10 protein-coding genes are annotated in these 12,720 nt (G+C 66.7%); 5 read left to right on the top strand and 5 right to left on the bottom strand.

Features of this window, described 5'->3' with window-relative positions; translation table 11 throughout:
* Positions 1–23 precede the first annotated feature (23 nt).
* Complete coding sequence (locus ACQ1W9_RS14295) at positions 24–1,661, bottom strand: putative bifunctional diguanylate cyclase/phosphodiesterase (RefSeq protein ID WP_431023968.1); 1,638 nt, start codon at positions 1,659–1,661, stop codon at positions 24–26.
* A 183-nt stretch (positions 1,662–1,844) separates the two neighbouring features.
* Here ACQ1W9_RS14295 and ACQ1W9_RS14300 point away from each other — a divergent pair, with 183 nt between their 5' ends.
* The 3 genes from ACQ1W9_RS14300 to ACQ1W9_RS14310 all read left to right on the top strand — a co-directional run bounded on the left by ACQ1W9_RS14300 (position 1,845) and on the right by ACQ1W9_RS14310 (position 4,644).
* Entirely contained in the window at positions 1,845–2,621 is a 777-nt protein-coding gene (locus ACQ1W9_RS14300; protein ID WP_431023969.1) for a Mut7-C RNAse domain-containing protein, read from the top strand.
* Positions 2,622–2,662: 41 nt separating this feature from the next.
* The gene (locus ACQ1W9_RS14305; RefSeq protein ID WP_431023970.1) at positions 2,663–3,793 is read left to right on the top strand and encodes a CapA family protein; all 1,131 of its coding nucleotides are present in this window, start codon (positions 2,663–2,665) and stop codon (positions 3,791–3,793) included.
* Between the two features lie 161 nt (positions 3,794–3,954).
* Positions 3,955–4,644 (top strand): pirin family protein, encoded by a 690-nt coding sequence (locus tag ACQ1W9_RS14310; RefSeq protein ID WP_431023971.1) that lies wholly within the window; start codon positions 3,955–3,957, stop codon positions 4,642–4,644.
* Positions 4,645–4,834: 190 nt separating this feature from the next.
* Here ACQ1W9_RS14310 and ACQ1W9_RS14315 read toward each other — a convergent pair whose 3' ends face one another.
* Positions 4,835–5,533 (bottom strand): isochorismatase family protein, encoded by a 699-nt coding sequence (locus ACQ1W9_RS14315; RefSeq protein ID WP_431023972.1) that lies wholly within the window; start codon positions 5,531–5,533, stop codon positions 4,835–4,837.
* Between the two features lie 405 nt (positions 5,534–5,938).
* Positions 5,939–6,853 (bottom strand): pirin family protein, encoded by a 915-nt coding sequence (locus tag ACQ1W9_RS14320; protein WP_431023973.1) that lies wholly within the window; start codon positions 6,851–6,853, stop codon positions 5,939–5,941.
* 328 nt (positions 6,854–7,181) lie between these two features.
* Here ACQ1W9_RS14320 and ACQ1W9_RS14325 point away from each other — a divergent pair, with 328 nt between their 5' ends.
* Both ACQ1W9_RS14325 and ACQ1W9_RS14330 read left to right on the top strand, forming a co-directional pair.
* On the top strand, positions 7,182–7,550 hold the full coding sequence (locus ACQ1W9_RS14325) for a winged helix-turn-helix transcriptional regulator (protein WP_431023974.1): 369 nt from the start codon (positions 7,182–7,184) through the stop codon (positions 7,548–7,550).
* Positions 7,551–7,698: 148 nt separating this feature from the next.
* Positions 7,699–8,658 carry a quinone oxidoreductase family protein gene (locus tag ACQ1W9_RS14330; protein WP_431023975.1) on the top strand — a complete coding sequence of 320 codons (960 nt, stop codon included), beginning with the start codon at positions 7,699–7,701 and terminating at the stop codon, positions 8,656–8,658.
* Positions 8,659–8,821: 163 nt separating this feature from the next.
* Here the strand turns inward: ACQ1W9_RS14330 and fusA are convergent, their stop codons facing one another.
* Positions 8,822–10,870, bottom strand: a complete 2,049-nt coding sequence (gene fusA, locus ACQ1W9_RS14335) for an elongation factor G (protein ID WP_431023976.1) — start codon at positions 10,868–10,870, stop codon at positions 8,822–8,824.
* Positions 10,871–10,916: 46 nt separating this feature from the next.
* Positions 10,917–12,707, bottom strand: a complete 1,791-nt coding sequence (locus ACQ1W9_RS14340) for a caspase family protein (RefSeq protein ID WP_431023977.1) — start codon at positions 12,705–12,707, stop codon at positions 10,917–10,919.
* Between the last annotated feature and the right edge of the window lie 13 nt (positions 12,708–12,720).

Raw genomic sequence — 12,720 nt, forward strand, 5'->3', positions numbered from 1 at the left:
CGGCATCCCGGCTCGCCCCGGCCTCAGCTATCGGCGACCTCGAGCCAGGCGGCGGGGCGGTGCTGGCCATGCCAGACCCGGTAGTCGGCGGCCGGCAGGGCCTTGGCATACAGAAAGCCCTGAGCCTGGTCGCAGCCCAGCCGGCACAGGGCCTGGTGCTGTTCGAGGGTCTCGACGCCCTCCGCGGTGACCTCCAGGCCCAGGGCGTGCCCTACGTCGATCAGGCAGGCCACCAGGCACCGGGAGCGGGCGTCCTCGCCGAGCCCCTTGACGAAGGTGCGATCGATCTTGAGTCCGGTGATCGGCAGGTGCTGGAGGTATTCGAAGGAGGAGAAGCCGGTGCCGAAGTCGTCGATGCTGACCCCCATGCCATGGCCCCGCAGCCGCTCCAGGGCCCGCTTGGCCCCCACCAGGTCATGCATCAGGGCGCTCTCGGTGATCTCCACCTCCAGGCGCTCTGGGGCGATGCCATGGCGCCGGGCCAGGGCCAGCAGCTCGTCGAGCAGGGCCTCGTCATGCAAGTTGCGCACCGAGAGATTGATGCCGACCACACCGTCGACGGTAGCGGCAAAGCGGCACGCCTGGTCGGCCACGAAGCGGGTCACCGGGGCGATCAGACTGGTGCTCTCGACCTTGGGCATAAAGAGCCTCGGAGCGATCAGTAGGTCCTGCTTATCGCGCCAGCGGATCAGCCCCTCGCAGCCACAGACCCGCCCATCGGCGAGCCGCAGCTTGGGCTGAAAGTGCAGCTCGAAGCGCCCCCGCTCGAGGTCGCGTCGTACATGGGAGATCAGCTGCAGTGCCTCGCGCTTGTCGCGGGCCAGGTCCGCGGAATAATGACAGTGCGGGCGGTGCTTCTCCATGGCCGCCAGCATGGCGACCCGCGACTCGCGGATCAGCTCCCTGGCGGTCGTGGCCTCCGAGGTTTGCCAACTGCTGCCCATGACCAGTTGGGCCCGCAACGGCACCTCCTGCACCACCAGGTTCTCCTCGCCAACCTCGGCGAGATGAACGGCGATTTCCTCGAGCTCTCCGGTTCCGACGCCCTCCAGCAGCAGGTAGAGCTCGGAATTGCTGAAGCGGAACACCTCGACGATGCGCCCATCCTGCCGTCCCAGGCGCTCGCCCATGGCCATCACCATGGCATCGGCGGTCTCGGGGCCCAGGGCCTCCAGCACATCGCCGATATCGGTGAGACGCACCAGGATCAGGCCGACACCACTCTGCCTGCCCTGGGCCAGGCGACGCCGCAGGACCTCCTCCAGGGCGACCTGGTTGGCCAGGCCGGTGCGCGGATCGGTGCGCGCCATCCGCTCGCTGGTGGCATGAGCACGGTTGAGCAGGCTAAAGAGGCTACCGGCCACGCCGCCGATCACCAGATAGAGGCACAGGCGGATCAGCCAGTTAAGGGTGGGCTGGGGCTGCTGGCTGGCCACGTCCAGGGGCATCAGCGCCATCAGTCCCCCTGCCACCAGGGCAATGGCCAGGGCGCCCTTCAGGCCATAGCCCGCCGCCGCCAGCAGTACCGGAACCAGCATCAGGTAGGGGGTGGCATAGCGGGTACCGCCGGTCACATAGACCAGCCAGGTACCCAGGGCCAGGAAGGCCGCCAGCAGGGTGAGAATCAGGCCGTGGCGAAGGCTGGGAGAGAGGCCACCCAACCAGGCTCCCTGCCCCCCTCGTGTCCCGCGGGACTCGAACGCTTTATCCATTTTTCCCCCGGCGATCCGGATCGTTATTATGTATTAACGTTAGTTAAACATAGTTACCACCGTGCTTCATGCCCATGGCCGCAGCGTCCTAGATCGGCGACTACCCTGAGAGGAGTCGCCCCGGGAGGTGCCATGGCCAGTATCGAGATCCAGGTCCATGCCGAGCTGAATGACTTCCTGCCCCCGCCGCGGCGCCGGTGCCCCCTGTATCCGTGCCTGGATCGTCGCACCTCGATCAAGGACCTGATCGAGGCCCAGGGCATCCCCCATCCCGAGATCAATGTCATCGTCGTCGACGGCGTCTCGGTGGGCTTCGACCACCGCCTCGATCCCGCCGAGGGGGTCCCACGACGCCTCGACGTCTACCCCTGGTCGCAGACCCCCGCCCTGGTACGCGTCCATCATCTACGTCCGCGGCCCGCCCTGCCGCCGCGCTGGGTGCTGGACGTGCACCTGGGCCGCCTGGCCGGCTACCTGCGCCTGCTGGGCTTCGACTGCCGCTACCGCAATGACATGCATGACGCCGAGCTGGCCGCCTGCAGCGCCGAGGAGGCGCGAGTGCTGCTGACCCGGGATCGTCGCTTGCTGATGCGCCGCTGCATCACGCTCGGCCACTATGTGCGCGCCGATGCCCCGCGCCGCCAGCTCGAGGAGGTCTGCGCGGCCTTCGATCTCCACGACCACTTCGCCCCCTTCACCCGCTGCAGCCACTGCAACGGGCGACTCGTGGCGGTCCCCAAGGCGCAGGTACTGCACCGCCTGGAGCCCCTGACCCGCCGTCATGTGACGCACTTCCTGAGATGCCGCGACTGCGACCGGCTCTACTGGCACGGCAGCCACCTGCCGCGGATGCGCGAGCTGGTGGCCAGCCTCCATCGGCCACCCCGGGGTCCGCTATCCTCCAGATAAGGGGCACCGCCCCGTCAGACACACCTTGCCGGAGCCTCGCCATGCGTCCCAGCGCCCTCGCCCATGCTTCCGACGCTAGCCTGACCCTGATGCTGGCCGGCGATGTCATGCTGGGGCGCGGCATCGACCAGGCCCTGCCACATCCCGGCGACCCTCGCCTGCATGAGCCCTGGGTGCAGGATGCCCGAGACTATGTACGCCTGGCGGAGCGCGCCGGCGGCGAGATTCCCCGCCCTGTCGAGTTCGGCTACCCCTGGGGCGAGGCCCTGGCGGAGCTGGCCGGCGCCACGCTGCGCCTGATCAACCTGGAGACCGCCATCACGGCCAAGGGCCGCCCCTGGCCCGGCAAGGGCATCCACTACCGGATGCATCCCGCCAACCTCGGCTGCCTGACCGCGGCGGGCATCGACGCCTGCGCCCTGGCCAATAACCATGTGCTGGACTGGGACCGGGAGGGACTCGCCGAGACCCTGGCGGGCCTGGACGCGGCGGGCATCGCCCATGCCGGTGCGGGAGAAGACACCGAGGCGGCCAGCCGACCGGCCGTGCTGCCACTGCCCCACGGCGGGCGCCTGCTGGTATGGAGCCTGGGGCTCGCCGATAGCGGTATCCCGGCACAGTGGCGGGCCACCGACACCCGCTCGGGAGTCAACCTGGTGACGGCCGAAGACGAGGCGATGGCTCGGGCCATCGCCGCCGACAAGCGCCCCGGCGATCTCGTCGTGGCCTCAGTGCACTGGGGCGGCAACTGGGGCCATGCGGTGCCGGCCGAGCATCGGCGCCTGGCCCAGCGGCTGATCGACGCCGGGGCCGACCTGATCCACGGCCACTCTGCCCACCATCCCAAGGGACTGGAGTGCTACCGAGGGCGGCCGATCCTCTACGGCTGCGGCGACCTGATCAACGACTACGAGGGGATCCGCGGCCACGAGGAACACTTCCCGGAGCTGGCCATGCTGGTGGGTTGCCGCTGGCATGCCGGCCGCGGCGCCTGGCGCGAGCTGTGGCTGACGCCGCTGCGCCGACGACGCTTCCGTCTGGAGCACGCCACGGCCAACGAGGCCGACTGGCTGGCCAAGACCCTCAATCGCCACGCCCCGGAGCACCGCCAGGGAGAGTGCCCGCCGCTGGAACGCCGCGCGGACGGCCGCCTCGGCTGGAGCTTCACCTAGCTCGCCATCGCGGGAATCAGGGTCGCAATCCCGCCGCAAATCATCCTAAAAAATCAAACGATCTGGGCAAAATAACTCTCTTTTATTCGACTCACTCAATCTATTAACATGCTTACTATCAAGAGGGGAGCGATCCTCCCCACCCGTTGAAGGAGACACCGATGAAACTACGCCGCTCCGCTGAACGCGGTTATGCCGATCACGGTTGGCTGCGCTCGCGACACACCTTCTCGTTCGCCGACTATTTCGACCCCGAGCATATGGGCTTCCGCTCGCTGCGCGTGATCAACGAGGATCGGGTCCAGGGCGGCGCGGGCTTCGGCGCCCACCCCCACCGGGACATGGAGATCATCTCTTACGTCCTCGCGGGGGAGATGGCGCACCAGGACAGCATGGGCCATGGGGCGACCATGCGCCCGGGGGACGTCCAGCGGATGTCGGCGGGCACGGGCGTCGTGCATAGCGAGTTCAACAACTCCGACGACGAGGAACTGCACTTCCTGCAGATCTGGATCGAACCCGAGCGGCGAGGCATCGCCCCCGGTTACGAGCAGAAGCGCTTTCCCAGCGAGGCGCGGCAGGGACAGTGGCGCCTGGTCGCCTCCCGGGAGGGACGCGATGGCTCGGTCAGCATCAATCAGGACATCAACCTCTATTCGGGGCGCTTCGATGCTGGCGAGCAGGCACCACTGCCGAGTGTCCGCCATGCCTGGCTGCATATGGCGCGGGGAGAGGCCAAGGTCAACGGCCAGCACCTGACCGCCGGCGACGCCGCGGCCTTCGCGCCGGGCGAACCCATCGAAGTCACCGACACGCAAGGCGCGGAGATCCTGCTCTTCGACCTGGCGTAAGCGGCCTGGCCCTGCTGTGCCGATGGCGGGCATTCAGGGCCATGCGCCCCGAAGCAGAAAAGGGAAGGTGGCTATCCTCAGCGGGATGCCACCTTCCCTTCCTCAAGCCCCCCTGGTTTTCTCACCGAAGTCCCAAGCGGCTATTCGTTGCCCCCCGGGAAATCGAGCATCCGGGCCCCGGCAACCGGGTTCAATTGGCGGCTTCCTGGGCACGCAGGTAGCTCTCGCTAACCGCATGATAATTTGGCACCAGTTCGCTATACAGCGCCCCCCACTCGGCGGCGTCATCCCGGTTCCAGGTCCTGTGGAGCCCACTCAGCATCACATTAGTTGTTACCGGAATAATGCCCGCCTGCGTGAAGCGAGCGAGGGTGGTCCTGGATGCCATCTCACTGGGATCGCCTGATGCATCCATCACCGCATAGACCTTGTAGCCATCCGCATGTGCCTGCAGGGCCGGAAAAGCAACGCATACGCTAGTCCATACCCCTGCCATCACCAAGGTCCTGCGCCCGGTGGCCTCCACCGCCCTGACGAAGTCATCGTTATCCCAAGCGCTGACTTCGCCTTGCCGAGCGACATAAGTCGCATCGGGTATCACCTCATCAAATTCCGACATCAGAGGGCCATTGGGTCCGTCCGGCTCCGACGCCGTCAGTATGACCGGTGCATCGATCTGTTGCGCGATCCTGGCCAATGCAACCGTGTTGCGCCGCAGGTCATCGACGGGAATGTCTTTGACCGTCTGGAACAGGCCGGTCTGGTGATCGAGCAAGAGCACCACAACGTCATTAGGATCAATCAGCGCATCTGCTGCCGCCTCACTAGGCTGGCGAGTAATCCCGGGGATCGGTTCCTCCTGCGCCTGTGCCTGGAAGGCGAACAGCATCGTGCTAACCAAAAATCCTAGTATGGTTTTTGAGATAGCTGGGAGTACTGGTATGGATCTCATCACGCTCTCCTTATTCACGTTTTTTTCACTATTTGTGCGAAAACACCATTGAATCAGAACGCATTGATCACGATTTTCTGATCGAAAACCGATGCCATTTAAAGCTAGAACATGCGGGGTATAGTTACCAAATGGTAACCATAAAAAAAGAGAACACCCCAACAAATTCTCACACAAACACACAGAATCACCCGCCAAGGATGACAGGCAGCTGTTGAAAGAAAAATCTCCCCGATGGCAGGAATCGCCCTTTTCTGCCACGACAGAGCCGTATCATCTCCCGGGCACAAACTGAAGCAGAGCCCCACTCAGGCTTATGGCGTGGCTCACTCCGACAAGGGCTCACTCCGGCAAAGGAATGTATTCGCTGTCATCCCCCGGGACCTTGGGAAAGGCGCCCGATTGCCAGTCCCGCTTGGCCTGCTCTATCCGTTCCTGGTGACTCGATACGAAATTCCACTCCACGAAACGCTCGCCAAGGGCCTCGCCACCGATAATGGCGATCCGCGATTCCCTCACCGCCTCGAGGATGATGCCACTCTCCTGTCCAAATACGGCCATGGAATACTCCGGAATAACGGTACCTCGCGCCATCACTTCCCCCTTGGCCACATAGACCGCCCGCTCTTCGGCATCCGGTACGCTAAGGGTCTGTCCCGGCTGCAGATGGGCCTCCACATAGAGCGTCTCGGCAAAGGTCTTGACCGGCGAGACGGCCCCGTACGCGGTTCCCATCATGACCCGCACAGGAACATCTCCGGCCAGGGTGTCCGGAATATCCTTCGAGGGATAATGGTAGAAGGCGGGATCGATCTCTTCGTCCTTCTCGGGCAATGCCAGCCATAGCTGCAACCCATGGAGGCGATGTGCCACACGGCGCACCTCCGGCCGCTCCCGCTCCGAGTGGACGATGCCGTGGCCGGCAACCATCAGGTTGATATCACCGGGACGGATGCACTGAAGGCTGCCCAGGGAGTCTCGATGCAAGATCTCCCCTTCGAACAGGTAGGTCACCGTCGCCAAGTTGACGTGAGGATGAGGGCGCACATCGATGCCCCGCCCCGGCGAGAAATCGGCGGGCCCCATATGATCGAAGAAGATCCATGGTCCAACCATCTTCCTCTCGACCGACGGCAGGACACGACGGGCCGAAAAATCTCCCAGATCCTTCTCGATGGGCTCGATCAATAGCTCGATCGCACCACAGGAATGCTGGAAGCGACACTCTTGCTCGGCTTGTATTGCCTGATTGCTCATCGTGATATCTCATCCTTAGGCATGAAATGCTTCACTCAAAAGGTGAAGCAAGCGCAACCACCATGGAAATAGCACCTCCCTACCAACCACCTCCCGATCGCCGTGATCGGACGGTCAATTCAACGCAGTCGCCTGTCCTCTCCGATGGCGCCCCTGCCCCACCGGCGAGCCTAGCTCAGCGTGCCCTCGCCCCACCGGGCCACGCAGCCCCACGACAGAGTGTGCAGCGCCCCCGGCCCCGACTACAATCGTGACTAGAACACTAGACATTGGCGGTAGTAGTTACCAAATGGTGACTAGGCCTCAGCCCCCCACCGAGCAGGTGATCATGAACAGCGACACTTCCCTTCAGTCCGTCCTCACCGACCCTGCCCCCCACCCTGAGATATCGGCGAAGACCTGCCCCCTAGAGCGGCTGGGACGCTTGCTGCGCGGCACCTGGACCCTTCAGGTGCTCTGGGTATTGGGCGAGGGAAGGCCCTTGCGCTTCGGCGACCTGCGCACCGTTATCGAGGGCATCTCGGCCAAGGTATTGACCGAGCGCCTCCGAGTCATGGAGCACGCCGGGCTGATATGGCGATGCCACGAAGAGGGGGTGCCTCCCAAGGTGACCTACGGCTTGACCGAGGTCGGGACCGAACTGCATGACGGTCTCAAACGGCTCGGTCGGATCACCGACAAGCTGCCCCCGGAGTAGCCGGTACGGACGAAGCGATGGCGGCGCCCAGGGGACCTTGCGCCTAGCCGGGCAGCCACTATTGAATCGGGCTATGCTGAGTCCCTGACGAGGCCGAGCCCCTGACGCGCCGTCCGGCAATGCCCGCCCCCCGTTCTCGAGGTCCCTTATGAAAGCCATACAATTTTCTGCGACCCGCCTCGACTCGCTGCAGTGGCTCGAGCTGCCCACCCCGACCCCGGCCACTGGCGAGGTGCTGGTCGAGGTGCGGGCGGCAGGGCTGAATCCCAGCGACGTGAAGAATGTCCTGGGCCGCTTCTCCTACACCACCCTGCCGCGCATTCCCGGACGAGACTTCGCCGGCGTGGTGGTAGAAGGCCCACCCGAGCTGATGGGAAAGGCTGTCTGGGGCGGTACCGGCAAGGGCTTCGGCTTCTACCGCGACGGCTGCCATGCCCAGTATGTGGCCGTGCCGGCCAAGGCGGTGGCGCCCAAGCCCGAAGCCCTCTCCTTTGCCCAGGCAGCCGCCTGCGGCGTGCCCTATATCACCGCCTGGGATGCCCTGGAACGCGGCGGGGTCCAGGACGGGACCCGCCTGCTGATCCTTGGCGCCGGCGCGGTGGCCAGAGCCGCGCAGGCCCTGGCCACGGCCAGGGGGGCCAGAGTGGTGGTCGCGGCACGCCGCGCCGAGGTCATCCAGGAGCTGGAAGCCGACGGGATCGAGGCGATGCCGTTGAGCGATGCCGCCCAACTGCCGGAGCAGGTAAAGCAGCGCTTCGCGTCCTCGCCGCCCGACGTCATCTTCGATACCACCGGCTTCTGGCTACCGGCAGCGGTCAATAGCCTTGCCCCCTTTGGGCGAATCCTGGTGATAGCCGCACCGGTCGATGGGAAGGTCGACACGCCGGTGCTCGACCTCTACCGGCGCGGTGGCTCGATCATCGGCATCAACTCCTTGCTCTATAGCCTGGAGGCGTGTGCCAGGATGCGCGAACACATCGGTACCGCCTTCGAGGAGGGGACCCTCCCGATCCCTGGCGACCTCACGGAGTTGCCATTAGCGGATGCGGCGGCCGCCTATCGCGACATCGACTCGGGAGGCTCCGACAAGGTCATCCTGATTCCCTGAGGTCATGTCTCCGCAGGACAGAGGCCTGTCAGTTACGGCTCTTGGCGATGGCTCCACCCCCTCAGTATCTACTGATGGCTGGCTGCACTGATCCCCTCTCGCTGCCCACGATGTCGCCCTTGAGCCTCTGGGGTTCCGACGGCCAACCGCCTGCGCTGGGCCTTCAGCTCTCTTCCTCCTTGGGTCGATACGCCCTGATCAGCCGCTGCTGCACGTTCTCCGGGGCCGGCTCGTAGTGGCTGAAGCGCAGGCCGTAGGTGCCAGCGCCGCCGCTCAGGGCATTGAGGCGGCTGGGATAGTCGAGCACCTCGGCGAGTGGCACCAGGGCCTGGAGGCTGACCTGGTCGCCCAGGGTCCGGGTGTCGAGGATGCGCCCGCGACTGGCCGTCAGGTCGGCGGTCAGGTCGCCCATGGCGTTCCCCGGCGCCTCCACGGAGAGCTCGGCCAGGGGCTCCAGCACCAGGGGGTTGGCCTGGCGCACCGCCTCGAGGAAGGCCTTGCGGCCGGCGATCACGAAGGCGATCTCCTTGGAGTCCACCGGGTGGGTCTTGCCGTCGAGCACGGTGACGCGCAGGTCCTGCAGCGGGTAACCCGCCACCGCGCCGCCGGCCAGGGCCTGGCGCACCCCCTTCTCCACCGCCGGCAGCAGCGACGAGGGAATGGCGCCGCCGCGAATGGTGTCGGTGAACTCGAAACCGGCCCCGCGAGGCAGCGGCTCGACCCTGAGGAACACCTCGCCGAACTGACCGGCGCCGCCGCTCTGCTTCTTGTGCCGATGGTGCCCCTCGGCGCCGGCGGCGATGGTCTCGCGGTAGGCGATGGAGGGCGTGCTGGTTTCCACCTCCACCTTGAAGCGCTGAGCGAGCCGCTCCAGGGCGGTACTCAGGTGCAGCTCGCCGAGGCCGCGCAGCACCGTCTCCTGAGTCACGCCGTCCTGGTCCACCTCCAGTCCGGGGTCCTCCTCCACCAGCTTGGCGAGCGCCTCGGCGAGGCGCTGCTCGTCGCCGTGGCGGGTGGCCTGGATGGCCAGGCCGAACACCGGCGCCGGCAGGGCCACCGGGCGCAGGCGGATATGGTCCTCGTCGTGGGAGTCGTGGAGCACGCTGTCCAGGGTCGCCTCCTCCACCTTGGTCAGGGCGCAGAGCTCACCGGGCCCGCAGCGCGACACCGCCTGGGGCCGACGGCCCTGGAAACGCAACAGGGTGCCGACCCGGAAGGGCTTGCGGGCCTCGCCGGCGAACAGCCGGGTATCGCGGCTGACGGTGCCCTGGTGGACCCGAAACAGCGCCACCTTGCCCAGGTAAGGGTCGTGCTCGATGCGCACCACATGGGCCAGCACATGGGCCTGGGGATCCGGCCGCGCCGGGAACGCCGTCGCGCCCTCGGCCTCGATTCGCAGAAAGGGCGGCGGATTGCCCTCCCGGGGGTTGGGCATCAGCCGCGCGACGACCTCCAGCAGCGCCTCGACCCCGACGCCGTCGGCCGCCGAGACGAAGCAGACCGGCACCAGATGGCCCTGGCGCAGGGCCGCCTCGAAGGGGTCATGGAGCTGCTCCGGGGCCAGGGCCTCGCCCTGCTCCAGGTAGAGCGCCATCAGCTCGTCGTCCAGCTCCACCACCTGGTCCACCAGCCGCTCGTGAGCCTCGGCCACCGAGTCGAAGTCCGCCTCCCCCTCCGGGGCGAAGAAGCAGTCGACCACCCGGGTCGCCCCCTGGGCCGGCAGATTGAGGGCCAGGCACTGGGGCCCGAACTGCTCGCGCAGGGTCTCCAGCAGCGCCGGCAGTCGCGACGGGGCGGCATCGATACGGTTGACGATGATCAGCCGGCACAGGCCGCGCGCCTCGGCCCAGGCCATCATGCGTCGGGCCATGGCATCGACGCCGCGCTCGGCGTCGATCACCACCGCCACCGTCTCCACGGCGGGCAGGATGGAGAGCACCGCGCCCTGGAAATCGGCGTAGCCGGGGGTATCGATCAGGTTGATCCAGGTCCCCTCCCAGGCGAGGCCCAGGGGGGAGGCGGTGATGGAGTGCTGCGGGGTCGCCGCCGGCGCCTGGGTATCGCCCAGGGGCGCCCCCTTGGGCGGGTCGGCGGCCTCCACTTCCCCGGCGGCGGCCAGCAGCGCCTCGGCCAGGCGGGTCTTGCCCACCCCCGCCAAGCCGGTCAGGGCGATATTGCGGATCCGTTCGGGGTTTCGTTCGACATCGCTCATCGGTTTCCCTCCAGGCGGTGGTCGGAGAACCCCGATTCCTATCGGGTCACCGTGAGGCCACCCGCTGCCCCGCCACCGGTACGAAATAGAAGTCCCCGCCTTCATGACCCGCCGCGCGTATCGGGCGCATCTCCGGCGTCTGCGGCCCCCCCGCACCGGATGCCCTCCTGCGCACATTGACGGCCACCTGGGCAAACAGCATGTTCTCGCGCATCACGCCCTGGTTGCCCTCCAGCACCTCGATCAGTGACCGGGAGAAGAGGGAGTGGGGCCTGTCGGTCAGGTCGGGCACCGGCCGTTCGCCGCCCGAGGAGATGACGATGCGGGAGCGGCGCTGCAGCCCGGCACGAATCTCGTCGTCGCTCAGTTGCTGCTGGCCACTGCCCAGCAGCAGGGAACTGGAGTCCGAGGCCATGCCGCTGGCAAACACCGAATCGGCCAGCACCAGGATGGAGCGTGCCTGGATCCGGTCGAGATGGTCGCTGACCACGGCGTTATTGATCCAGCGCACCAGGCGCTCCGCCTCGGCATCCACGGGCAGCCAGTAGCTGCGCTGCCGCCGACCATCCTCGCGGTTCGAACGGTTGCCGTGGCCGGCGTAGTAGATCAAGAGGTTGTCCCGCTCGGTCATCCGGCCATGGAGATCGTTGAGCGCCGACAGGATCTGTACCTGGTTGGCATTCGGCAGGAAGATCACGTTGAAGCCGTAGCGATTCTGCAGCACCTGGCGGAGGCGCTGGGCATCGGTCAGCGGCGACTCCAGGTCGTCCAGGAACTGGTACTCCTGATTGCCGATCACCAGCGCGTAGTAGCGTCCGAAGTCGAGGCCGGCAACGCTGGCCGGCCCGGGCGCGGCGGGCTCCGGCTCGGGGCTGGCCTGGGCCCGAGACTCCGGATCCGGCTCGGCGGCGGGTTCGGGACTGGCCTGGGACTCTGCTTCCGGCAGCTCGCGCATCTGGGCCACCAGCGCCTCCCGCTCCTGGCTGGCACGCTGGACCTGGGATTCCAGGCTGTCGACCTGGCCACGGGCAGTCTCCAGTTGCGCGGCCAGCTCCCGGGCCCGGGCCTGGGCCCCCGTGTCGGCCGCACTGGCCTGGGCTTGCGCCAGGCGCCGCTGAAGCTCGTCCCGCTCCTGGATCAGGCGCTGGCGTTGCTGTTGAAGGCTCTGGGCCTGTCGCTCGGCCTGGTCCACCTGGGCGCCGAGCCGCGCCCGCAGTTCCTCCATCTCGGCGGTCACGTCGGAGCGATAGACCAGGGGATCCTCGACCGCGCCGGAGGCCCGGCGATACAGGTTCAGGGCCCGGGTCCGGTCCTCCGCGACGCCCAGGCCCTGCTCGTAGAGGAACCCCAGATTGATCTGGGCACGGGCATAGCCCTGATCCGCGGCACGTCGATACCAGGTCGCGGCGGAGACGTAGTCCGGCTCCGTTCCCAGGCCCTTCTCGAAGATCTCGCCCACGTAGTTCTGGGCTTCCGGGTCGCCGGCCTCGGCCGGCTCCAGCCAGACGTTCAAGGCCGTGCGGTAGTCGGCACGGTCATAGGCGACGTACTCCCCACCGCGGATACGGCAATCCTGCGCGGTGGTGCGTATCGCCCGACGCGGTGTGAGGAAGGTGGTCCGCTGCCCCAGGCGCCGCACCTGCCCCGTCAGCAGGCAGTCGACGATATAGAGGTCGTCCACCGAGTCGGCCCGGGCGGCGAGGTCCGCCCCGACCATGGCGCCATTGGGGGCACAGCCGGCGAGCAGCAGCACACTCCCCGCCACACAGGCCGCTGAAAGATGGGAAAGACGCTTGCGGAAGGCCGGGCTATGATCGGGTGCATGTACGGATTTCACGAGACTCTCCCTG

Origin of the sequence: Halomonas sp. H5 (genome assembly GCF_050613175.1) — a bacterium.
Classification (GTDB): Bacteria; Pseudomonadota; Gammaproteobacteria; order Pseudomonadales; family Halomonadaceae; genus Bisbaumannia; species Bisbaumannia salifodinae.